The sequence below is a fragment of the Streptomyces sp. NBC_00503 genome (genome assembly GCF_036346895.1).
Taxonomy (GTDB): domain Bacteria; phylum Actinomycetota; class Actinomycetes; order Streptomycetales; family Streptomycetaceae; genus Streptomyces.
Map to the genome: position 1 here is coordinate 4,407,332 of NZ_CP107855.1, position 21,817 is coordinate 4,429,148.

The 21,817-nt window shown below is 69.9% G+C and carries 27 protein-coding genes and 1 tRNA gene; 20 read left to right on the forward strand and 8 right to left on the reverse strand.

Features of this window, described 5'->3' with window-relative positions; genetic code table 11:
* Positions 1-68 precede the first annotated feature (68 nt).
* The 13 genes from OG490_RS20545 to OG490_RS20605 all read left to right on the forward strand — a co-directional run bounded on the left by OG490_RS20545 (position 69) and on the right by OG490_RS20605 (position 8,013).
* Entirely contained in the window at positions 69-260 is a 192-nt protein-coding gene (locus tag OG490_RS20545; RefSeq protein WP_330297763.1) for a hypothetical protein, read from the forward strand.
* A 69-nt stretch (positions 261-329) separates the two neighbouring features.
* Positions 330-995 carry a DUF2637 domain-containing protein gene (locus tag OG490_RS20550; protein ID WP_330297764.1) on the forward strand — a complete coding sequence of 222 codons (666 nt, stop codon included), beginning with the start codon at positions 330-332 and terminating at the stop codon, positions 993-995.
* Positions 996-1,010: 15 nt separating this feature from the next.
* On the forward strand, positions 1,011-1,199 hold the full coding sequence (locus OG490_RS20555; RefSeq protein WP_266786457.1) for a mobile element transfer protein: 189 nt from the start codon (positions 1,011-1,013) through the stop codon (positions 1,197-1,199).
* Positions 1,200-1,218: 19 nt separating this feature from the next.
* Complete coding sequence (locus tag OG490_RS20560) at positions 1,219-1,374, forward strand: hypothetical protein (RefSeq protein WP_266786455.1); 156 nt, start codon at positions 1,219-1,221, stop codon at positions 1,372-1,374.
* A gap of 12 nt (positions 1,375-1,386) precedes the next feature.
* Entirely contained in the window at positions 1,387-1,728 is a 342-nt protein-coding gene (locus tag OG490_RS20565; protein ID WP_330297765.1) for a SpdD-like protein, read from the forward strand.
* A gap of 90 nt (positions 1,729-1,818) precedes the next feature.
* A complete protein-coding gene (locus OG490_RS20570) occupies positions 1,819-2,004 on the forward strand; it encodes a hypothetical protein (RefSeq protein WP_330297766.1) in 186 nt (61 codons plus the stop codon).
* Positions 2,005-2,009: 5 nt separating this feature from the next.
* A complete protein-coding gene (locus OG490_RS20575; RefSeq protein WP_330297767.1) occupies positions 2,010-2,204 on the forward strand; it encodes a hypothetical protein in 195 nt (64 codons plus the stop codon).
* Between the two features lie 5 nt (positions 2,205-2,209).
* The gene (locus tag OG490_RS20580; protein ID WP_330300991.1) at positions 2,210-2,866 is read left to right on the forward strand and encodes a DNA cytosine methyltransferase; all 657 of its coding nucleotides are present in this window, start codon (positions 2,210-2,212) and stop codon (positions 2,864-2,866) included.
* Entirely contained in the window at positions 2,863-4,266 is a 1,404-nt protein-coding gene (gene repSA / locus OG490_RS20585; RefSeq protein ID WP_330297768.1) for a replication initiator protein RepSA, read from the forward strand. Before OG490_RS20580 ends, repSA begins: the two co-directional genes overlap by 4 nt.
* A complete protein-coding gene (locus tag OG490_RS20590) occupies positions 4,263-4,466 on the forward strand; it encodes a helix-turn-helix domain-containing protein (RefSeq protein WP_330297769.1) in 204 nt (67 codons plus the stop codon). Before repSA ends, OG490_RS20590 begins: the two co-directional genes overlap by 4 nt.
* A complete protein-coding gene (locus OG490_RS20595) occupies positions 4,463-5,629 on the forward strand; it encodes a tyrosine-type recombinase/integrase (RefSeq protein WP_330297770.1) in 1,167 nt (388 codons plus the stop codon). Before OG490_RS20590 ends, OG490_RS20595 begins: the two co-directional genes overlap by 4 nt.
* Positions 5,630-5,850: 221 nt before the next feature.
* A complete protein-coding gene (locus OG490_RS20600; protein ID WP_330297771.1) occupies positions 5,851-7,098 on the forward strand; it encodes a DNA cytosine methyltransferase in 1,248 nt (415 codons plus the stop codon).
* A gap of 180 nt (positions 7,099-7,278) precedes the next feature.
* Entirely contained in the window at positions 7,279-8,013 is a 735-nt protein-coding gene (locus OG490_RS20605) for a hypothetical protein (RefSeq protein WP_330297772.1), read from the forward strand.
* A 423-nt stretch (positions 8,014-8,436) separates the two neighbouring features.
* Here OG490_RS20605 and OG490_RS20610 read toward each other — a convergent pair.
* From OG490_RS20610 to OG490_RS20620, 3 genes are all read right to left on the reverse strand, one after another.
* A tRNA-Pro gene (locus OG490_RS20610) sits at positions 8,437-8,510 on the reverse strand.
* Positions 8,511-8,565: 55 nt separating this feature from the next.
* Positions 8,566-9,240: a Pr6Pr family membrane protein gene (locus tag OG490_RS20615; RefSeq protein WP_330297773.1), complete on the reverse strand. Its 675-nt coding sequence runs from the start codon at positions 9,238-9,240 to the stop codon at positions 8,566-8,568.
* Positions 9,241-9,262: 22 nt separating this feature from the next.
* The gene (locus OG490_RS20620) at positions 9,263-10,201 is read right to left on the reverse strand and encodes a metallophosphoesterase (RefSeq protein WP_330297774.1); all 939 of its coding nucleotides are present in this window, start codon (positions 10,199-10,201) and stop codon (positions 9,263-9,265) included.
* Positions 10,202-10,382: 181 nt separating this feature from the next.
* Here OG490_RS20620 and OG490_RS20625 point away from each other — a divergent pair, with 181 nt between their 5' ends.
* Positions 10,383-10,844, forward strand: a complete 462-nt coding sequence (locus OG490_RS20625) for a GatB/YqeY domain-containing protein (RefSeq protein WP_330297775.1) — start codon at positions 10,383-10,385, stop codon at positions 10,842-10,844.
* Between the two features lie 85 nt (positions 10,845-10,929).
* On the opposite strand, the gene OG490_RS20630 is transcribed toward OG490_RS20625, so the two are convergent.
* Complete coding sequence (locus OG490_RS20630; RefSeq protein WP_330297776.1) at positions 10,930-13,215, reverse strand: transglycosylase domain-containing protein; 2,286 nt, start codon at positions 13,213-13,215, stop codon at positions 10,930-10,932.
* A 386-nt stretch (positions 13,216-13,601) separates the two neighbouring features.
* Between OG490_RS20630 and OG490_RS20635 the strand changes: the two genes are divergently transcribed.
* Positions 13,602-13,952 carry a WhiB family transcriptional regulator gene (locus OG490_RS20635; RefSeq protein WP_330297777.1) on the forward strand — a complete coding sequence of 117 codons (351 nt, stop codon included), beginning with the start codon at positions 13,602-13,604 and terminating at the stop codon, positions 13,950-13,952.
* Positions 13,953-14,010: 58 nt separating this feature from the next.
* Here the strand turns inward: OG490_RS20635 and OG490_RS20640 are convergent, their stop codons facing one another.
* Positions 14,011-15,315, reverse strand: coding sequence for an ArsA family ATPase (locus tag OG490_RS20640; RefSeq protein WP_330297778.1), 1,305 nt, complete (start codon positions 15,313-15,315; stop codon positions 14,011-14,013).
* The gene (locus OG490_RS20645; RefSeq protein ID WP_330297779.1) at positions 15,312-16,292 is read right to left on the reverse strand and encodes an ArsA family ATPase; all 981 of its coding nucleotides are present in this window, start codon (positions 16,290-16,292) and stop codon (positions 15,312-15,314) included. The genes OG490_RS20640 and OG490_RS20645 overlap by 4 nt, the downstream gene beginning before the upstream one ends.
* A gap of 84 nt (positions 16,293-16,376) precedes the next feature.
* On the opposite strand from OG490_RS20645, the gene OG490_RS20650 reads away from it, so the two are divergent.
* The 4 genes from OG490_RS20650 (at position 16,377) to OG490_RS20665 (ending at position 18,943) form a co-directional block, all read left to right on the forward strand.
* The gene (locus tag OG490_RS20650; protein WP_107089134.1) at positions 16,377-16,541 is read left to right on the forward strand and encodes a DUF4177 domain-containing protein; all 165 of its coding nucleotides are present in this window, start codon (positions 16,377-16,379) and stop codon (positions 16,539-16,541) included.
* Complete coding sequence (locus tag OG490_RS20655) at positions 16,538-17,008, forward strand: RidA family protein (RefSeq protein WP_330297780.1); 471 nt, start codon at positions 16,538-16,540, stop codon at positions 17,006-17,008. The genes OG490_RS20650 and OG490_RS20655 overlap by 4 nt, the downstream gene beginning before the upstream one ends.
* A gap of 169 nt (positions 17,009-17,177) precedes the next feature.
* The gene (locus tag OG490_RS20660) at positions 17,178-18,095 is read left to right on the forward strand and encodes an NUDIX hydrolase (protein ID WP_330297781.1); all 918 of its coding nucleotides are present in this window, start codon (positions 17,178-17,180) and stop codon (positions 18,093-18,095) included.
* On the forward strand, positions 18,092-18,943 hold the full coding sequence (locus OG490_RS20665; RefSeq protein WP_330297782.1) for an MBL fold metallo-hydrolase: 852 nt from the start codon (positions 18,092-18,094) through the stop codon (positions 18,941-18,943). The genes OG490_RS20660 and OG490_RS20665 overlap by 4 nt, the downstream gene beginning before the upstream one ends.
* Here OG490_RS20665 and OG490_RS20670 read toward each other — a convergent pair.
* The gene (locus OG490_RS20670; protein WP_330297783.1) at positions 18,940-19,749 is read right to left on the reverse strand and encodes a nucleotidyltransferase domain-containing protein; all 810 of its coding nucleotides are present in this window, start codon (positions 19,747-19,749) and stop codon (positions 18,940-18,942) included. The genes OG490_RS20665 and OG490_RS20670 overlap by 4 nt on opposite strands.
* 142 nt (positions 19,750-19,891) lie before the next feature.
* Complete coding sequence (locus OG490_RS20675; RefSeq protein ID WP_330297784.1) at positions 19,892-20,566, reverse strand: Crp/Fnr family transcriptional regulator; 675 nt, start codon at positions 20,564-20,566, stop codon at positions 19,892-19,894.
* 398 nt (positions 20,567-20,964) lie between these two features.
* On the opposite strand from OG490_RS20675, the gene nth reads away from it, so the two are divergent.
* Positions 20,965-21,771 carry an endonuclease III gene (gene nth, locus OG490_RS20680; protein ID WP_330297785.1) on the forward strand — a complete coding sequence of 269 codons (807 nt, stop codon included), beginning with the start codon at positions 20,965-20,967 and terminating at the stop codon, positions 21,769-21,771.
* Positions 21,772-21,817 lie beyond the last annotated feature (46 nt).

The following is a 21,817-nucleotide window of genomic DNA, read 5'->3' on the forward strand; positions in this document are numbered from 1 at the left end:
CTCGGTCGGCGCGACCGCCTCGCGCCAGGTCCCTACCCGACCCATGCCCGAAGCCGAAGGGAACCGCCATGACCCCCGAGCAGAAGACCCCGACCCGACGGGGCCGCTCGCCCAAGCCCGCCCCGGCCCCTGAGAAGTGCGGCACCTGCGCCGGATCGGGCGAGACCACCACGACCGTCCGGGTCGGCCGCAAGCGCCGCGAGATCGGCGCCACGCAGACCGGTCTGTGCCCGACCTGCCTCGGCGCCGGGACGGCCTGACCCTTCCCCGAACCTGCCGGTGCCGGAGCACAGGAATCGGCGCCGGTCTCCCCGAAAGGAGGTAACCCGGTGTCCCGCACTCTCCGCATCGACCCCGTGCTCATCCAAGCCGTCATCGCCGGAGCCCTGTCCTTCGCCCATCTCCACGACCTGGCAGCGGCAGCCGGACAGGACGGCTGGAAGGCCTGGGCCTACCCGGTCAGCGTCGACCTGCTGTTGGTCGCCGCATGGCGCCGGATGCGTACGGACACGGAGAACCGCGATGCCTGGCTGTGGTTCGCCATCGCCCTCGTGGCATCCCTCGGGGCCAACGTCGCCACCGCAGGCCTACTCGACCTGACCGACGTACCGCCCTGGCTGCGCATCCTCGTCGCAGGCTGGCCCGCTCTCGCCTTCCTCGGCGGCACGCTCTTGGCCCATGCGCCCGCCCCGGCGGGAGTACCCGAGCACGTAGAGCAGGCCGAGGTGGAACCCATCCCGGACGTCACCGTGGAGCGCACACCTGATCCGGCTCCCGAGCTGCCGCCTGCGGAACCTGCGCCCGAGCACGAAGCCCCACCTGCCGCACCGCCCGCGCCGGCGGTATCGGTGCCGCCCGCCCTGCTCGACCACGCCCAGAAGATCGCGAACGCCCATCAGGCCCGGACCGGTGCCCCGATCGACACCGCCACCCTGCGGAGCCACCTCGGCGTACCGCCCGCGCTCGCAGACGCGATCACCCTCCAACTCACCTGACAGGAAGGCAGACCCGTGCGACCGAACCGCTTCCACAACGTCATACGCATCGGCCCGGTGCAGGTCGGCACCCACAACGACGGCCGGGGCCGTACCCGCCACACCGCCGTGTGCACCGCCCCCGGCTGCGACTTCTCCGCCGACTACCTCACCCGCGCCGCCGCCGAACTCGCCGCCCGTACCCACCGCTGCAACCCGCGCTGACCACGAGGAGATCCGCGTCATGGACGTACCGCTCTGGCTCGCGCTGATCGTCGTCGGCGCCCTCGGCTACAAGCTCATCCGCCCGCCGCTGTGGCTCGTCGCAGTGATCCTCCTCGGCGGATACCTGCTCGCGCACAGCTTCATGGCCCCGCTCATCGACCCGCTCGCCAAGTAGGAAGGCCCCGCCATGCTCCGCCCCCGCGTCCCGGTCAACCCTGCCCCGACCGGCCTCGTCGCCCCGCTCGTCCACCCGACCACGGGGGACGTCACCTACGGCGCCACCGCTCTCCCGGAGTGCGCCTGCAACCACGCGCCTGCCGCTCTGACCGACCAGCCCCGCGTCCAGCTCCCCGCGGTCCGCCTCACCCCGGCCGGCCTCGTCGCCGTCGTCGCCGGTGGCGCCGGACTCGTCCTTGTCGTCGGCGCGGTCCTGGTCTCCATGCTGCTCGCCGTCGCCATCACGGGCGCCTCGGTCGCTGTCTGCGCCGTCGTCCTGCGCTCACTCCTCAACGGCCAGAACCACCGTTGACCGGCCCCGGGACGGCCTAAACCGCCAAGTCTCCGCCGTCCCGGCGCCGTGCTCCTGCCCGAACCAAACGATCCGGAAGGAAGCACCATCATGACCCAGCACACGCCTGCCCTGCGTCCGGTATGCCCGCACTGCGACGGCCACCCCTCCGTTGCCGTCACCGTTGGCGGCCGCGACCGTGCCGGACTCCTCCGCACGATCACCGCCCACTGCCCCGCCTGCCACGGCACCGGCACCCGCCTCGTGCGCACCCCGCAGATCACGGCCGGGCGGTGACCGGCATGAGCCTCACCCCCTCCTCCGACCGTCCCGGTCTCCACATCAGCAAGCCGTCCCCCAACGCACCCGCCGAGGCCTCCGCCGTCTGCCACTGCGGCGCCTCCGCTACGGCCACGGGAGACAGCCACGTCGGCGCCCTGGTCGCGGGTTGGAACGCCAACCACGGCACCGCCCACGGCAAGGGAGGCCGGTTGTGAACACGATGCTCTGGAACGGGCTGAGGGTCCTGGACCTGTTCTGCTGCCAGGGCGGAGCGAGCATGGGCTACCGCCTCGCCGGGTTCGATGTCGTCGGTGTCGACCTCTCCCCGCAGCCCCGGTACCCGTTCCGGTTCGTTCAGGCCGATGCCGTCAGCGTCGTCCGCGAGCACGGGGCTGACTTTGACTTCATCCACGCGTCACCGCCCTGCCAGCGGTACTCCCTCGCCCAGCGCATCCAGAACCGCGAACACCCCGATCTGATCGGTCCCATCCGTGAGGCACTCGAAGCCACGGGCCGCCCTTGGGTGATCGAGAACGTCGAAGAGGCAGTCGCCGAACTGCACTCCCCGGTCACGCTGTGCGCCGCCACCTTTGGGATGCGCACCTACCGCCACAGGCTCTTCGAGACAGGAGGCGGCTTCACGCTCGCACCGCCCCTGCACCAGCCGCACACCGCGCCGCTGACCAAGATGGGGCGCCCCCGAGCCGAAGGGCACTTTGCCCACTACGTCGGCAACTTCTCTGGCGTCCAGGACGCCCGCAACGACATGCACGTGCCCTGGATGAGCCGGGACGGCATCCGCGAGTGCATCCCGCCGGCCTACACGAAGTACATCGGTAGCGCGCTGTACGCCTCCCTGCTGGAGGTAGCCGCGTGACTGACGCCGCCACCCTGGCGGGCCTGGACCCAGCCACCCTGAGCGATCTGCTCCGAGTGGCCGGGGCCCCCGGCTTCGACCGCCTCCACGAACAGATCCGCCGCACCGGAGGATGCGCCGCCCCGATCCGTCTCTCCGGCGGGACCAAGCTCCTCGACCCGGCCACCCGGACCGTGATCCACGCCTACAACACCGACACCGAACCCGGCGGCGTCCTCCGGGTCGCCTGCGGTAATCGCCGCGCCTCCCGCTGCCCCGCCTGCGCCTGGACCTACGCCGGCGACACCTACCACCTGATCCGCGCCGGGCTGGTTGGCGACCCCGCCAAAGGCACCCCCGAAACGATCCGCGATCACCCCCGCGTCTTCGCCACCCTGACCGCCCCGTCGTTCGGCCCGGTCCACAACCGCCCCGGTACCCGGCCCTGCCGGTGTGGCGTCCGGCACCCCGAGGACGCCGGGGAGCTGGGCACCCCGCTCGATCCGACCACGTACGACTACGCGGGCGCTGTGCTGTGGAACAACCACGCCTCCGAGCTGTGGCGCTACTTCACGATCTACCTCCGCCGGGAGATCGCCGCCCACGCCGGCCTCACCCAGAAAGCCGCCCGCGAACAGTCCCGCGTCTCCTTTGGCAAGGTCGCCGAGTACCAAAAGCGCGGCGCCGTCCACTTCCACGCCGTGGTCCGCTTCGATGGACCGGACGGGCCCGACAGCCCGCCTCCTATGTGGGCCACCCTCGACCTACTCACCGACGCCATCCGGGCTGCCGCCGCCCGCGTCCGCGTCGTCGTACCCGCCTACCTAGAGCACGGGTTCGAGAAGGACTGGGTGCTCCAGTGGGGCGAGCAGATCGACGTCCAGCCCATCGGCGCCTTCGGTAATGGGGAGGACCTGACGGAACAAGCGGTCGCCTCCTACGTCGCCAAGTACGCCACCAAAGCCGCTGAGACCACCGGGACCGTGGACCACCCCGTGGGCAACAAGGAAGCCCTACTCCTCCTCGGCGTGCCCGATCACCCCCGGCGGCTCATGGAAGCCTGCATGGACCTCGACCGGGCCTACCCGGACCGGCGTCTGCGGGCCTGGGCTCACATGCTCGGCTTCCGCGGGCACTTCTCCACCAAGTCCCGCCGCTACTCGACCACCCTCGGCGCCTTGCGTCAGGTCCGTGCCGACTACCGCGCGGCCCAGCAGCGCGCCTCACTTGGCCTGTCCGACCCCGATGACAACCCGGAGGCCACCCTCCTCGTCATCGCCCACTGGTCCTACGCCGGCCACGGCTCCACCTCCGGTGAGTCCTGGCTCGCCGCCAACATCCGCCGCGACATCCAGCACAACCGCGAGACCGCCCGTGAAGCGCTGGCGGACCTGCCCGAAGAGTATGAGGGGGAGCGATGACCATGATGGTGCACCAGCCGGTTCTCTATCGAGTCGCTGATGCGACTGGACTGTTGGGATTGAGTCGGACGGTCGTCTACGAGCTGATTCGTTCGGGACGCCTCCGGACCGTCACGCAGGGCCGCGCCCGGCTCGTTCCCGCGTCGGCGATCACCGAATATGTCGATCTTCTGGAGCGCGAAGCGGTGGCTCGACCGTGACGAAGAGGCGTAGCCGAGGGGACGGCGGTCTCCACTGGGATGAGCGTCGTCAGCGTTGGATCGCCACTGCGCAGCTTGGCTTCGACGCAAGCGGCAAGCGCATCGTGCGTCGGGGGAGTGGCCAGACCAAGACCGAAGCCAAGAACAAGCTGAAGGAGGTTCTGCGGGACCACGAGGACGGCCTCGCCATCGCTCCCACCAACTACACAGTGGCCGACGCGGTGAACGACTGGCTGATGTACGGGTTGGCCGGACGCGACGCACGCACCGTGAACACCGCCACGTCCCTCAGCCGGAACCACGTCATCCCTGCCCTCGGAGCCAGAAAGCTGCGTGAGCTGAGTGGGGAGGACGTAGACAAGTGGCTGGCAGAGAAGGCCAAGACGCTCAGCACACGGACGCTTCAGGCGGTGCACTCGTGCCTGAACCGAGCCGTTAAGCGCGCCATGGTGCGGGACAAGGTGAAGCGGAACATCGTGGAGCTGTGCGCCATCCCGACCGGCCAGCCGGGCCGTCCGTCGAAGGCGCTCAGGCTGGCCGAGGCCGAAGCGGTGCTCAAGGCGGCTGCGGGGACGTCCGCGTACGCGTACATCGTGGTGGCCCTCCTCACCGGTGCCCGGACCGAGGAGATGCGGGCGCTCACCTGGGATCACGTCTTCCTGAAGGGGGACCCCACCTCGGTACTGCCCGTACCGCCGCACATCGCGGTATGGCGGTCGGTCCGCTCCACCGGGGACACCAAGACCAAGAAGTCGCGCCGGACGCTCGCTCTGCCGGCGCGATGCGTGGACGCGCTCTGGCAGCAGTTCGAAGAGCAGGGATGGGACCGGCTCGCCGCCGGTGATCAGTGGACGGAGAACGGGCTCGTCTTCTCCTCCGCGACGGGGAATGAGCTGGACTCCACCAACGTCCGGCGCGCCTTCCGGCAGGCGATCACCGGCGCCGAGGGAGTCGACGCGAAGGAGTGGACCCCGCGGGAGCTCCGGCACAGCTTCGTCTCGCTGCTCTCCGACAACGGGGTCCCGCTCGAAGAGATCTCCCGGCTCGTCGGCCACTCCGGGACGGCCGTCACCGAGGCGGTCTACCGGAAGCAGATCCGTCCCGTAATCCAGACGGGAGCGGTCGCCATGGACGGCATCTTCAAGATCGACCCGAGGCCCTAGCCACCCCGATGACTACGTACAGAAATGGGTCGGGCACCTACTGCGCCAGTAGGTGCCCGACCGGCTGCTGCCGCGTCAGGCCAGCGGGCGATGTCTTCGATGTGATGCCGCTCTCGTTCGCTGAGCCTGCGCCAGGCGGGTGGCCTGTAGAGACGGCACTGTGATTGCAGAGCCGATGCGTACGGACCAGCTGTGACGGACCTATATGACAGGATCTCGCCGTGAGCAGTCAGAAAGACATGAGCCAAAGGCCCCTCCGAGTCGCGGGTCTGTTCGCGGGCATCGGCGGGCTTGAGCTCGGCCTTAAGCGGGCTGGGCTCGAAACGGCCATGCTCTGTGAGGTGTGGGCACCTGCCCAGGCCGTTCTCACCAAACAGTTCCCCGACATCCCGCTTGAGCCTGACGTACAGCACCTCAAGGCCCTACCTGGTGACGTGGACGTCGTCACCGCAGGTTTTCCCTGCCAGGACCTCTCGCAGGCCGGCCGTACGGCTGGCATCGAGGGCGAACAGTCTGGCCTCGTTTCCCACGTCTTCCGGCTCCTCCAGAAGCATCACCCGCGGTGGCTCGTCCTTGAGAACGTGCGGAACATGCTGGTGCTCGACAAGGGCAAAGCGATGCTCCACCTCGTGCAGGAGCTTGAAGCGCTTGGTTACTCCTGGGCGTACCGACTCGTCGACTCGCGATTCACCGGTGTGCCGCAGCGCCGCCAGCGCGTCCTCTTCGTTGCCAGCCTCACCGAAGATCCGCGTGCTGTTCTCCTTGCTGAGGACGCCGGCGAACCGGATGAGAGCAACCGCGCCAAGGATACGCACGGATTTTATTGGACCGAGGGCCTCCGTGGCCTGGGCTGGGCACGGGATGCAGTTCCGACGGTCAAGGGCGGTTCGGCCCTGAGTATTCCGTCACCGCCAGGGATCTGGGTTCCCGGGAATCCCGCTGGACACCGGATCGTGACGCCTTCGATCACGGACGTCGAGCAGCTACAGGGCTTCGACAGGGACTGGACCTTGACCGACGCGACGGCTGACAAGAAGAGCGGGCGTGACCGCTGGAAGCTGGTCGGTAACGCGGTCACGGTCGGCGTCTCGCAGTGGCTAGGCGAGCGACTGCTGAACCCAGACGAGTACGACGAATCCGAAGCCGACAGACTGTCGGACAGCGCTCGGTGGCCTACGGCCGCCTGGGGCAGCAAGGGCAAGAGGTGGCGCTCCTACGCCACCATGTGGCCCCAGCATCGTCCGTACACACACCTCATGGATCTGGTTGAGCGCAACGGCCTCACGCCGCTTAGCCACCGCGCCGCCGCTGGGTTCTACTCACGCACTCAGAAGGCAAAGCTGAAGTTCGATGAGGACTTCCTCGTCGACATGAAGCAGCACGTTGAGTGGATGGACCCTGAGCGCGGCCTCAGTACGGACGGGCCGAGCTCGGTCGGTAACGGGCGTTCCCTGACCAACGCAGCCTGAGCACAAAGACAGCCGGGCAGGGGCGGGGGATCCCGTCTCCTGCCCGGCTGTCACGTTCGGCAGCCGGGCCGCATGGCGTCCCCGCAAGAGGGTTGGCCTGCCCGGGGACGCATGGACGTGAGGGGTTGTCAGACTGCGTCTATAAGGTCGTGTCCACATCCCATCAGGAGGGGCAAGGGCATGACGGCAGAGTTCACAACCTTCGCGGACATATTGGATGCTGTGCCGCGTCCAGCAGAGGACGCGGCACAGGGCACCCGCACCAAGTACGCGACACAGTTCGCCAACAAGCTTGCACTGCTCTTCGCCAACCGCCTGAGGGCCACGTTCGTTGGCATCCTGCCCCATGCCGACGGGACCGGACAGGAGTCGCGGGCCCGGACCGCCAAGGGGTTCAAGAAGCTGGATGTGAACTACTCCACTCCCGAGCTTGGCCTTGGACTGGGTGTCTCTCTCAAACACATTCACCAGCGTGACGCGAAGACGAAGCGGTACACCAAGAACTACAGCCGGAACGACAACGAGCTTCGCTCCGAGGCTATGGACTACCACGAGCGACAGCCGTACGCAGTCATGATCGGAGTCCTCTTCCTCCCCTACGACGCCGCCGACGACTGTGGAGACAAGAACGACCCGTCATCCTTCGGAGCGGCTGTTCGCTACTTTCGCAACCGCGCGGGACGGACTCAGGTCAACGCGCCAGCGGACCTCTTCGAGAAGTTCTACATCGCGTTGTACGAGCACTCGGGGCCTGAGCGGGGGAAGGTGGACTTCTATGACGTCGATCGTCCCAAGCCGCCGTTCGGGAGGCGTCCAACACCAGACGAGGTGGTGACGTTCGACGGGTTCGTGGACGAGGTGATCAGGGTCTACGACGCGAGGAACGATCCGCCATTCGCTTGGGCGGACGTCTGAAGCGAGGGGGCAGCGTCACCGGTTGAGTGCTGACGTATGACAGCCAGCTTTGAGTGACGACCGGATGAGATGAGAGCGCCGGGGTCTGCGGGATGACCACACCGCGGATCCCGGCGTCTGCCAGATGATCTGCGCATGACCTTCTGTCTGTACAAGAGCGGGTGTCCAAGAAAACGTCGCCTTGACTGGCCAGAGACACCCCTCCGGGACTCCAATGACGCCGCTCAGAGAGCTGTACTGGCTGCGTCGCGGAACGGAGGGGGTCTACCGGAAGCGGATCCACCCTGCGATTTAGACGGGCGCGGTCGCCATGGATGGCATCTTCAAGATCGGCCTGAGGGCGTAGTCACTCAGTTAGTCACTCACCGAAACGGGTCAGGCCACCTACTGAATCAGTAGGTGGCCTGACCTGGTACTTCAGCGTCGGGGTGGCGGGATTTGAACCCACGACCTCTTCGTCCCGAACGAAGCGCGCTGCCAAGCTGCGCTACACCCCGATGTCCACCCTTGCAGCGCTTGCTGCCCTGGCGACATCGATTACTTTAGCGGACCCTAGGCCGGAGACGAAATCCGGTTTTCGCGCGGCGGGCGGTAGCGGTCCGCCGCCACCAGGGCGAGGCCGAGGGCGTAGAAGGCGAGACCGAGGACCAGGGAGTTCACGGCGACCCGGGCGTAGCCGTACTGGGCCACGTCGATGAAGGGGTACGTGTACCGGGCCGGGGCGCCTGGGGAGAGGAGGGCGCCCCGGATCAGCGCGAAGACCACGTAGGCCAGTGGGTACGCCAGCCACTGCGCGGCGTGGCGCGGGCGCAGGCGGCGCGGGGCGGTCAGGAAGAGGAAGTCCAGGACGGCCCCGACGGGGGTGACCGTGTGGAGGAGCTGGTTGGAGACGGCCTTCGCTCCGGTCAGCTTGTCCAGGTCCTCGACCACGTTGAAGGGGCTGGACGGGTTGGCCAGGACCAGGTGGAAGACCAGCCCGGTGACCAGGATGAAGAGGAGGACCCCGCCCCGCCAGAGGGGGTCCACGTCCGGGAGCCCCCGGTAGGTGCGGACGGCCGAGAGGGTGAAGACGACCGCGACCAGGATGTTCGTCCAGATGGTGAAGAAGCTCAGGACGACGGGCACGCTGCCGTACGCGCACTCGATGACGAGGCCGGTGAGGGCCGCGGCCGCGATCAGCGCCCGGAAGGCGGCGGTGGGGAGGCGGAGGGCGGCTGGTGTGGTCATCCGACCAACGTACTGGCCGCCGTTACGCCTTCGGGGTCAGCGTGAGCAGTGTCGCCTCGGGCGGGCACGCGAACCGCACCGGGGTGAAGCGGTTGGTGCCGCAGCCCGCCGATACGTGGAGGTAGGAGCGGTGCCCCTCCGCCTCGTGGGTGGAGAGGCCCTTGACCCGCTTCGTGTCCAGGTCGCAGTTGGTGACGAGGGCCCCGTAGAAGGGGATGCACAGCTGCCCGCCGTGCGTGTGGCCGGCCAGTATCAGCGGGTACCGGTCGGCGGTGAAGGCTTCGAGGACGCGCAGGTACGGGGCGTGGACCACCGCCAGCGAGAAGTCGGCGTCCGCCTCCGGCCCGCCCGCGACCCGCTCGTACCGGTCGCGCTTGATGTGCGGGTCGTCCAGGCCGGTGAAGGCCAGCTCCAGCCCGTCGAGCTTGAGGCGGCCCCGGGTGTTGGTGAGGTTGAGCCAGCCGGCCGCGTCGAAGGCGTCCCGCAGGCCCTCCCACGGGTTGTGGACGGCGCCGACGACCGGCGCGTTGCCGTTCAGCCCGTGCCGTCCCTGCGTCTTCTCCAGCAGGTAGCGTCCGGGATTGCGCAGCCGGGGGCCGTAGTAGTCGTTCGACCCGAAGACGTACACGCCGGGGAAGTCCATCAGCGGGCCGAGCGCGTCGAGCACCTCCGGCACGCCCTCCGTGTCGGAGAGGTTGTCGCCCGTGTTCACGACGAGGTCGGGCCGCAGGCCGGCCAGGGACTGCAGCCACGCGCGCTTCTTGCGCTGCCCGCCGACCATGTGGATGTCCGAGACCTGCAGGATCCGCAGCGGGCGCATCCCCTGCGGGAGCACGGGGACCGTGACCCGGCGCAGGCGGAAGGACCGGGCTTCGAAGCCGGCGGCATAGGCCAGACCGGCGGCCCCCGCCGCGGCGATCCCGGCGGTGACCTTCAGAGGTACTCCGTAACGCGCACGCATGTGCACATGTTCGCAGACCCGGAGGGCGGGCGGACCGGGCACGGAGCACATGGACGCCGGGCACGGAGCGCATGGACGCCGGGCACGGAGCGCATGGACGCCGGGCACGGAGCGCATGGACAAGGCCGTCCCGGGAAAACCGGCGGGCGCCGAAGGGGCCGCACCTGGCAGACTCGGGGGCATGACCACGCTCAAGGCCAAGCTCCAGGAAGACCTCACCACCGCCATCCGCGCCCGGAACGAGCTGCACTCGTCCACGCTGCGCCTGACCCTCTCCGCCATCACCAACCAGGAGGTCGCGGGCAAGGAAGCCCGTGTGCTCTCCGACGAGGAAGTCCTCAAGGTGATCGCCAAGGAGGCGAAGAAGCGCCGCGAGGCCGCGGACGCCTTCGCGCAGGGTGGCCGTCCCGAGCAGGCCGCGCGCGAGACCGCCGAGGGCGAGTTCCTCGACACCTACCTCCCCAAGCAGCTCGGCGACGACGAGCTCGGCGCGATCGTGGCGCAGGCCGTCGAAGAGGCCAAGGCGGCCGGAGCAGAGGGCCCGCGGGCGATGGGCGCCGTCATGAAGATCGTGAACCCGAAGGTCGCCGGGCTGGCGGACGGCGGGCGCGTCGCCGCCGCCGTCAAGAAGCACCTCTCCTAGAGCTGGCAAGCCGGAGCAAGTAAGCCGGCAAGAGGGCGGGGCCCCACCGGATCCGGTGGGGCCCCGCCCTCTTGTGCGTCTACTCCTACTGCCCGCGGCCGCCGATGATGCCCGGCGGGATGCTGATCCCGGGGAACGGATTCGTCCCGCCCGCGTCACCGCCCGTGGCGCCGGTCGTCGTGCCCCCGGCGACCGTCTGCTGTCCGCCGGGCTGCCCGTCACCGGGCTTGCCGTCGCGGCCCGGCTTGCCGGGCTTGTTGGGCTTGCCCGTGCTGGGCTTGCCGCCGGCCGCCGGGCTCGGGGTGTCGGCGATGGACACCGTGGTGAAGGTCGGAGCCTCGCGGCCCGAGAGCGCGCCCGAGACCGCCTGCTTCCAGATCGGGCCGGGCAGCCCGCCGCCGAAGACCTTGTCGTAGTACTGGCCGCCGATGGTGATGTTCTCCATCGACACCTGCTTGGCGCCGCCCGAGCCGACCCAGGTCGCGCCGGCCATGTTCGGCGTGTAGCCGACGAACCAGGCGTTGTATCGGCTGTCGGTGGTACCGGTCTTGCCCGCGCTCTGGCGGTCGGTCAGACCCGACTGCTGGCCCGTACCCGAGTCGACCACGCCGAGCAGCAGCGTGTTGATGGTGTCGGCGGTCTTCTCGGTCATCGCTCGGCCGCACTTGGACTTCGGCACCGTCAGGGCCTTGCCGTGCGAGTCGGTGATCGACTCGATGGCGACCGGGGTGCAGTAGACGCCCCGGTTGGCGAAGGTGGCGTAGGCGTTGGCCATGGTCAGCGGGGACATGCCCTCACTGCCGAGCGCGATGGCCGGGACCTCGGGGAGCTTGGCGCCGTTGGCCGGGATCACGCCGAGCTTGGAGGTCATCTCCGTAACGGGGCACAGGCCCATCTCGGAGATCATCTCGACGAAGTAGGTGTTGACCGACTTGGCCATCGCCTCCTTCATCCCGTACGGGCCGTTCTCGGACTCGGTCTCGTTCTCCACCCGCGCGGGCGGGTTGTCGGAGTTGACCCAGGGCTTGTCGCCGCAGGTTTTGACCGGGCTCGGATACTCCATGTCGTGCGGGGACAGGTACGTCTTCGTCGGCGGCAGACCGCCCTCGATGGCGGCGGCCGCGACGAACGCCTTGAAGGTGGAGCCGGTCGGGAAGCCGAAGTTCGAGCCGCCCATCTTCTTGTCCACCGAGAAGTTGATCTGCGTCTCGTTCTTGCCGAAGCCGTACGGCTTCGACTGCCCCATGGCCAGGACCCGCCCGGTGCCGGGCTGGACGAGGGTGACGGCCGTCGCGACCTTGTCGTCCTGGTCGACGTGGTCCTTGATGGAGTCGTTGACCGAGTCCTGGGACTGCGGGTCCAGGGTGGTGCGGACCGTCAGGCCGCCCTGGTTCCAGACCTTCGCCCGCTCCTCGCGGGTCTTGCCGAAGGCCGTGTCGTCCAGGAACGAGTTGCGCACGTAGTCGCAGAAGAAGCCCGCGCCCTTGACCGCGGTGATGCAGCCGTTCTTCGGCTTGGTCACCTTGAGCTGGACCGGCTTCAGCTTCGCCGCGTCCGCCTCGGCCTGCGAGACGTCCTTCATGTCGGCCATGCGCTGGAGCACGACGTTGCGGCGCTTCATCGCCTCCTGCGAGTCGTTGACCGGGTCGAACCGGCTCGGCGACTGCACGATGCCGGCGAGCATCGCCGACTCCTCCAGGGTCAGGTCCTTGGCGGGCTTGCTGAAGTAGCGCTGGGCGGCGGATTCGATTCCGTACGCCTGCTGCCCGAAGTACGTGATGTTGAGGTAGTTCTCGAGGATCTTCTTCTTCCCGAGCTCCTCCTCGACCTGGATCGAGTACTTGAGCTCGCGGACCTTTCGCCCGAGGCTCTTCTCCTGGGCCTCGCGGACCTTCGTCTCGTCGTCGCCCGCCTCTTCGACGAAGACGTTCTTGACGTACTGCTGGGTCAGCGTCGAGGCGCCTTGCGCCGCGCCGCCCTCCTGCGCGTTGCGGTTGACCGCGCGCAGGATGCCCTTGAGGTCGATGGCTCCGTGCTCGTAGAAGCGGGAGTCCTCGATCGCGACGATCGCCTTCTGCATGTACGGGGAGATGGCCGTGAGGGGGACCACCTGCCGGTCGCGCGAATAGACCGTGGCGATCAAGCCACCCTCGGAGTCCAGAATCGTGGTGCGCTGGCTCAGGGGCGGCGTCTTGAGATTGGCCGGGATCTCATCGAACCCTTCGACCGTGCCCTTGGCCGCGAGTCCCAGCGCGCCTGCGCCCGGGATCGCGATGCCCGCGAGCACAACTCCGGAGAGAACGGACACACCGAGGAACTTGGCGGCCTGCTGTGGTCCCGTGAGCCCGCCGCCCGGGCGCTTCTTTCCCATGGAGGGCAGCCTACGTTCTCATTCGCCGGACACACGCGAATGCCTTGGCCTAAGCTGCCCTCAACTGTCACAGCAGTGCGGTGGGACATCAACCCCTCGGCTTGTTTTTCACCCTTTCCGAATGGGGTGGACGCATGTCCGAATCTCGCCCCCTGTGATCGCGTTGCGCCGCCGATTTCACCCAAATCGCCGGAATGGTCGGGCATGTCGCACGATCACTCCGTCGGGTGATCTGCCGCTTACCCATAGTCCGTTCGGGCCATTCAAGATTGGGCCCGTCGGGGGTGTTGCACTGTGCCCGCCTTCCGTAACGTCCTCAACTGGCAGCGGTGAATATGCCGCTACCGCCGTGGGGGAGCCTCGATTCGGGAGAGGACGGCGCCGGGATGGGCTGGGTTACCGACTGGAGTGCGCAGGCAGCCTGCCGCACTACCGATCCGGATGAACTATTCGTTCAAGGAGCGGCACAGAACAGGGCCAAGGCGGTGTGCACCGGATGTCCGGTGCGGACCGAATGCCTGGCCGACGCGCTCGACAACCGTGTCGAGTTCGGAGTGTGGGGCGGAATGACCGAGCGGGAACGACGTGCGCTGTTGCGCCGGCGTCCCACCGTCACCTCGTGGCGGCGACTGCTCGAAACCGCCCGCACGGAGTACGAGCGCAGTACGGGCATCCTCACCATGGATGTCGACGGAGAGATCGACGTTCCGTACGAGGCCTACGCGGCGGCCGGGTAGATCACCCGAGCCATCCCGCGTGCGGACCGCCCCCGACCAGGGGGCAGCGTACGGACGCCTACGCTCCGGCCGGCACCCCGGCCGCGAGTCGCTCTCCGATGGCCCGTAGCCCGGCGAGGTCGTGTACATCGCCGGGCAGGGCGGCCACTTCGGACACCGCCACTTCGGGGTGCAGCGAGGTGAAGCGGTCACGCGTGCGCTGTTCGCGCGCGATCACCTGCATGCGCTCCGCGTGCAGGCGCAGCAGCCCTGCCGTGATCTCGTCCACGTCGGCGTCCGAGTCCACGTCGGCGTCCGAGTCGACGCCGTCTTCGGTCGTCTCGACGCTGTCTTCGGTCTCGGCGGGGGAGGGGTCACGAAGTCCAGCTTTCCCGGACTCCTGATCGACAATGCCGGCCTCTTCAAGATTCTCCGCCGCGGCCAACGCCCGCTCCGCGGAGAGCTGGTCGGCGCCACTGCCGTGCACCCGGTTCAGTACGAGCCCGGCCAGCGGCATCTTCTCCGCGGCCAGCCGCTCGACGAAGTACGCCGCCTCGCGCAGGGCGTCCGGTTCGGGCGCGGCGACCACGAGGAAGGCCGTGCCCGGGGCCTGGAGCAGCCGGAAGGTGGCGTCCGCGCGGGTGCGGAAACCGCCGAACATGGTGTCCATGGCGGCCACGAAGGTCTGTACGTCCTTCAGCAGCGAGGCACCCATCAGCTTGCTCAGCGTGCCCGTCATCATCGACATGCCGACATTGAGGAACTTCATCCCGGCCCGGCCGCCCACCTTCGCCGGAGCCATCAGCACCCGGATGAACTTCCCGTCCAGGAAGGACCCCAGGCGCCCCGGCGCGTCCAGGAAGTCCAGCGCGGACCGGCTCGGCGGCGTGTCCACGATGATCAGGTCCCAGTCGTCCCTGGCCCGCAGCTGCCCCAGCTTCTCCATCGCCATGTACTCCTGCGTGCCCGCGAACCCGGCCGACAGGGACTGGTAGAAGGGGTTGGCCAGGATGGCCTGCGCCCGCTCGGGATCCGAGTGGCCCTCGACGATCTCGTCGAAGGTCCGCTTCATGTCGAGCATCATGGCGTGCAGTTCGCCGCCGCCGGGGCCCTGGACGCCCTTCACCTGGCGCGGGGTGTTGTCGAGCGAGTCGATCCCCATCGACTGGGCCAGCCTGCGCGCCGGGTCGATGGTCAGGACGACCGCCTTGCGCCCGCGCTCCGCCGCCCGCACGCCGAGCGCCGCGGCGGTCGTGGTCTTGCCGACCCCGCCGGAGCCGCAGCACACGATGATCCGGGTCTGCGGGTCGTCCAGCAGCCGGTCGACGTCCAGCCGCGGCGGCGTACCCACGCTCGCGCCCGCGGCTCCGCTGGTTGCGCTCATTCCTCGCCCACCTGCTTGCGCAGCTCCGCGGCGAGCCCGTAGAGCCCGGCCAGGTCCATCCCCGTGCCGAGCAGGGGAAGTTCGTACGTCGCCACCTGCAACCCCTCCAGTACCGTCCGCTGGGCCCGCTCCAGCTCCACCCGGCTCGCGTGCTCCGCGGCCTGCGCGAGCAGCGGGTCCACCAGCCGCTCGGCCAGCCCGCCGCGCCGGGCCCCGCCCAGACCGGCCCGGGACAGCGCCTTGGCCACGTCCGCGCGGCGCTCCCCGGAGGCCGCGCGCAGCGCGCCCTCGTCCAGGTGGTGCGGCCGCACCATGTTGACGACGACCCGCCCCACGGGCAGCCCCGCGCCCTGGAGTTCGGCGATTCCGTCGGCGGTCTCCTGCACGGGCATCTCCTCCAGCAGGGTGACCAGGTGGACGGCCGTCTCCGGGGACTTGAGCACCTTCATGACGGCCTGCGCCTGGTTGTGGATCGGCCCGAACCGGGCCAGGCCCGCCACCTCGTCGTTGACGTTCAGGAAGCGGGTGATCCGCCCGGTCGGCGGAGCGTCCATGACCACGTGGTCGTAGACGAACCGCCCGGCCTTGTCCTTGCGCCGCACCGCCTCGCAGGCCTTGCCGGTCAGCAGCACGTCCCGCAGCCCCGGCGCGATGGTCGTCGCGAAGTCGATGGCGCCGAGCTTCTTCAGGGCGCGGCCGGCCGAACCGAGCTTGTAGAACATCTGGAGGTAGTCGAGAAGCGCCCGCTCCGCGTCGATGGCGAGCGCGTACACCTCGCCGCCGCCCGAGGCGACGGCGATCTTCCGCTCCTCGTACGGGAGCGCCTCCGCGCCGAAGAGCTGCGCGAGGCCCTGCCTGCCCTCGACCTCCACCAGAAGTGTCCGCCTGCCCTCGCGTGCGAGGGCGAGCGCGAGTGCTGCGGCGACCGTGGTCTTGCCGGTGCCGCCCTTGCCGCTGACCACCTGGAGCCTGCTCACAGGGCCCGAGCCTAATTCCTCCGCCGCCGTGACGGTGGGGGCGGGGGGCCCGGTCGCCGCGCGGCAGGCACTACGCTCGCCTCCATGACCAAGAAGTTCGAATACGCGACCGTCCCGCTGCTGGTCCACGCCACCAAGCAGATCCTCGACACCTGGGGCGAAGACGGCTGGGAGCTCGTCCAGGTCGTGCCCGGCCCGAACAACCCCGAGCAGCTCGTGGCCTACCTGAAGCGCGAGAAGTCGGCATGAGCGCCACCGAGGCCAGGCTGGCCGAGCTCGGGCTGACCCTGCCGGACGTCGTCCCGCCGCTGGCCACGTACCAGCCGGCCGTCCGCTCGGGCGCCTACGTCTACACCGCGGGCCAGCTCCCGATGGTCAAGGGCAGCATGCCGGTCACCGGCAAGGTGGGCGCCGAGGTCTCGGCGGAGCAGGCCAAGGAACTGGCCGCGATCTGCGCACTCAACGCGCTGGCCGCGGTGAAGTCCGTGATCGGCGACCTCGACAAGATCGCGCGTGTCGTCAAGGTCGTCGGCTTCGTGGCCTCGGCCCCCGACTTCACCGGCCAGCCGGGCGTGCTGAACGGCGCGAGCGAGCTGCTGGGCGAGATCCTCGGCGACCGCGGCGTCCACGCGCGCAGCGCCGTCGGCGTGGCGGTCCTCCCGCTGGACGCACCGGTCGAGGTCGAGATCCAGGTCGAGCTGGTCGCCGGAGCCTGACCCCTGCTCAAACGCCGGCGAGAAGATCCAGCCTCGCCGGCGTTTGAGGCGCGGGGTTCGGGGCGGAGCCCCGGTTTCGGGAAGGGGCGGGGTGGGGAAGGCCCCGCGCAGCGGCCCCCACGCGAGGGCAACCCTCGAACATCGGCCCGGATGCCCGTAGCATCCCGCCATGCCGAATGGTCAGAACGCTGAGCAAGGGCCCCCCGCCGGAGGCCAGTGGTACCCGCCGGAGTGGCCGGACCGCATCCGCGCGCTCGCCGACGGCGCCCTCACCCCGGTGGAGCCCAAGCGCGCGGCCACCGTCATGCTGCTGCGCGACGGCGACACCGGCCCCACCGTCCACATGCTCCGCCGCCGCGCCTCCATGGCCTTCGCCGGAGGTGCGTACGCCTACCCCGGCGGCGGCGTGGACCCCCGCGACGAGGACCACCTCATCGCCTGGGCCGGCCCGACCCGCGCCGCATGGGCCGAGCGGATGGGCACCGACCCCGCCACCGCCCAGGCCATCGTCTGCGGAGCCGTCCGCGAGACCTTCGAAGAGGCCGGGGTACTGCTCGCGGGGGAGTCCGCGGACACCGTCGTCGGCGACACCACGGGCGAGGACTGGGAGGCCGCCCGCGCGGCCCTCGTCGCCCGCGAGCTGTCCTTCGCCGAGTTCCTCGACCGCCGCGGCCTCGTCCTGCGCTCCGACCTGCTCGGCGCGTGGGCCCGCTGGATCACCCCGGAGTTCGAGCCGCGCCGCTACGACACCTGGTTCTTCGTCGCGGCCCTCCCGGAAGGCCAGCGCACCCGCAACGCCTCCACCGAGGCCGACCGCACGGTCTGGATCCGGCCCGCCGACGCCGCCGCCGGGTACGACAAGGGCGAGCTGCTGATGATGCCGCCCACCATCTCCACCCTGCGCTCCCTGGAGCCGTACGCGAGCGCCGCCGGGGCCCTCGCCGCGGCCGCCGCGCAGGACCTGACCCCGGTCCTGGCCCAGGCCTCCTTCGAGGGCGGCGAGCTGGTGCTGAGCTGGCCGGGCCACGACGAGTTCACCAAGCGCGTCCGACTGGGACTGGGACGGGCTGGAGGAGCACCCGCATGACCGACGCCGCCGCCCTGCCCGGCCAGCCCCGCGGAATGGTCGTCTCCGGGCCCGCCACCGCCCGCGCCGTGAACATCCTGGCCCCCAACGCCTCCGCGATGACCCTCGACGGCACCAACACCTGGCTGGTCTCGGAGCCCGGCTCCGACCTGGCCGTGGTCATCGATCCCGGCCCGCTGGACGACGTACACCTGCGGGCGGTCATCGCCGCCGCCGAGCAGGCCGGGCAGCGGGTCGCGCTGACCCTCCTCACCCACGGGCACCCCGACCACGCGGAGGGCGCGGCCCGCTTCGCCGAGCTGACCGGTACGAAGGTCCGCGCCCTGGACCCCGCCCTGCGCCTCGGCGACGAGGGCCTGGCCGCCGGGGACGTCATCCGCACCGGCGGCCTGGAACTGCGGGTGGTCCCCACCCCCGGCCACACCGCGGACTCGCTCTGCTTCCACCTGCCGGCCGACCGGGCGGTCCTGACCGGGGACACGGTCCTCGGGCGCGGCACCACCGTCGTGGCCCACCCCGACGGGCGCCTGGGCGACTACCTCGACTCCCTGCGCCGGCTGCGTTCCCTGACCGTCGACGACGGGGTCCACACGGTGCTCCCGGGCCACGGGCCGGTCCTGGACGACGCGCAGGGCGCCGTGGAGTTCTACCTCGCCCACCGGGCCCACCGCCTCGCCCAGATCGAGACGGCCGTCGAGAACGGCTTCTCCACTCCCGCGGCGGTCGTCGAGCACGTCTACAAGGACGTGGACCGGTCGCTGTGGCCGGCGGCGGAATGGTCCGTCCGGGCGCAGCTCGAGTACCTCCAGGACCACGGACTGATCCCCGGCGGGCCGGAAGACTTCTAGAGCGGCGGCCGGGGCGTCTTCGTCCCGTGCCGGGCCGTGTACTCGTCCGCGAGCCACGGGCCCAGGTCCTCCACGTACCCGCGCAGCACGGCCGGATCCTCGACCGGGTCCAGCGCGGCCGAGGCCGCGGCCCGCATCTGCGCGGCGCGCTCGGGGTAGTACTGGCCGAAGACCTCCGCCGACTCCACGAGGTCGCTGGTCCAGCCGCCCCACCGCGGCATGACCAGCGTGAACCCGGTGCGCACCAGGCGTCGCGAGAAGAGCCGGCTCAGCTTCCGGTACTCCTCCGGGGTGGACGCGGACTGCGCCTTGGCCCGCCAGGCAGGCAGCAGATCGGCCAGGTCGCCGTTGGTCTCGCGGGCCAGCAGGCTGTCGGGGCGGTAGCGGGGCAGGTGCTCGGCCAGGTCCGCGCCGAGCAGCGGGGTGCACAGGCAGGCGACGAACCAGCCGAAGTCGAATCGTTCCGCCTCGCTGAGCACCTGGTCCTTGCTGTGGAGCAGGAGGCCGACCCCGTCGATCTCCGCGAAGTCCTCGTCGAGCCCGCGAGCCAGGACCTCGGCGGTGTCCCGGTCCTCGCCGGAGGGCTCGTGGTGCAGGGCGATCAGCAGGTCGAGGTCGGACCACCCGGGCCGCGCCGTCCCGCGCGGGACGGACCCGTACAGGTACGCGCTGTGCAGCCGGTGCCCGTAGGCCTCCGCGATCCGCTCCCGCGCGGCAGCCACGAGCCCCCTGAACTCCACCTGCACCTGCCCGAGCGACCCCTCACGCTCGAAGTACCCGTACGCGTCCAGCCCTCTGTGCTCCATGGCCCCACTGTGCCCACATCCAGCCCCGCCGGCGTTTGAGGCGCGGGGGCGCGGGGGCAGAGCCCCCCCAACGGCGCAGCACCGGGCACGCCAAAGGGGCCCCGCCCAATGGGCAGGACCCCTCAACCGGCTGAGACCAGCGTCAGCGAGACCGCTTCGCCAGTCGCTCGACGTCCAGCAGGATCACCGCGCGCGCCTCCAGGCGGAGCCATCCGCGGCCCGCGAAGTCGGCCAGGGCCTTGTTCACGGTCTCGCGCGACGCGCCGACGAGCTGGGCCAGCTCCTCCTGCGTGAGGTCGTGCACCACGTGGATGCCCTCTTCCGACTGCACGCCGAAGCGGCGCGACAGGTCGAGGAGCGCGCGGGCGACACGGCCCGGGACGTCCGAGAAGACGAGGTCGGACATCTGGTCGTTGGTCTTGCGCAGGCGCCGGGCCACCGCGCGCAGCAGCGCGGTCGCGACCTCGGGCCGGGCGTTCAGCCACGGCTGGAGGTCTCCGTGGCCGAGGCCCAGGAGCTTGACCTCGGTCAGCGCGGTCGCCGTGGCGGTGCGCGGGCCCGGGTCGAAGAGCGACAGTTCGCCGATCAGCTCGCCGGGGCCGAGGACGGCCAGCATGTTCTCGCGGCCGTCGGGGGAGGTGCGGTGGAGCTTCACCTTGCCCTCGGTGACGACGTAGAGCCGGTCGCCTGGGTCGCCTTCGTGGAACAGTGCGTCACCGCGCGCGAGGGACACCTCGCCCATGGAGGCGCGGAGCTCCGCGGCCTGCTCGTCATCGAGCGCCGCGAAGAGCGGGGCACGCCGCAGTACGTCGTCCACGAGTCTCTCTCCTATGTCGACCGGCCAGGGGATCGCTCCCCTATTTTGCCGGACGGCTCAAACAGTGCGATCAATCACGTTCATCACAAGGATGCCGGACGTACGGGTGTGCTGTGCGGCGAGAGGCCGATCGGGGTGGTGTTACCTGAGGTCCGGGGCGGCCGCGGGTGCTCGGCCCCGACCCCGCCGGGTGTCCAACAGGCCGGTGGGAGCACAGGCCAAGGGCTCCGGGGGAGTGACGGGGAGCCCAAATTCAGCCGTGGGCGAACAAGCCCCGCCGGAGGCCCTTCCGGTGCCGTCACCCGCACCCCAAGGCAAAGTTTCGGCCAAGAAACCCGTTCCGGGGGCAAGGTCACGTCCGGCCACGGGCGGCGCACTGTCCGGCGTAGCCTTCGGGGATGGCAGAGAGCAAGGTCAAGAAGGCCGGGAAGGCCGGGGCGAAGCCGGAGAGCCACCTGGCGATGGTGCGGCGGGCGCGCAGGATCAACCGCGAACTGGCGGAGGTCTACCCCTACGCCCATCCGGAGCTCGACTTCCGCAACCCCTTCGAGTTGCTGGTCGCCACCGTCCTGTCCGCGCAGACCACCGACCTGCGCGTGAACCAGACGACCCCGGCCCTGTTCGCCGCCTACCCGACCCCCGAGGACATGGCCGCGGCCGATCCCGAGGCGATGGAGGAGCTGATCCGCCCGACCGGGTTCTTCCGGGCGAAGACCAAGTCCCTCCTCGGCCTCTCCCAGGCCCTGCGCGACAACTTCGGCGGCGAGGTCCCGAACCGCATCGAGGACCTGGTGACCCTCCCCGGCGTCGGCCGCAAGACGGCCAACGTCGTCCTCGGCAATGTGTTCGGAGTCCCCGGAATCACCGTCGACACCCACTTCGGCCGCCTCGTGCGGCGCTGGAAGTGGACCGAGCAGGAGGATCCGGAGAAGGTCGAGGCGGAGATCTGCGCGATCTTCCCCAAGAGCGAGTGGACGATGCTCTCGCACCGCGTCGTCTTCCACGGCCGCCGGATCTGCCACTCCCGCAAGCCCGCCTGCGGCGCTTGCCCGATCGCCCCGCTCTGCCCCGCCTACGGGGAGGGCGAGACCGACCCCGAGAAGGCGGCGAAGCTCCTGAAGTACGAGAAGGGCGGCCAGCCGGGCCAGCGCCTGAGCCCCCCGCCGGACTACCCGGGCCTCCCGGCCCCGCCACTGGGCGGCTGACCCCGGCAAATCCCGCCAAATCCAGCCCCGCCCGGGGGCACCTCCC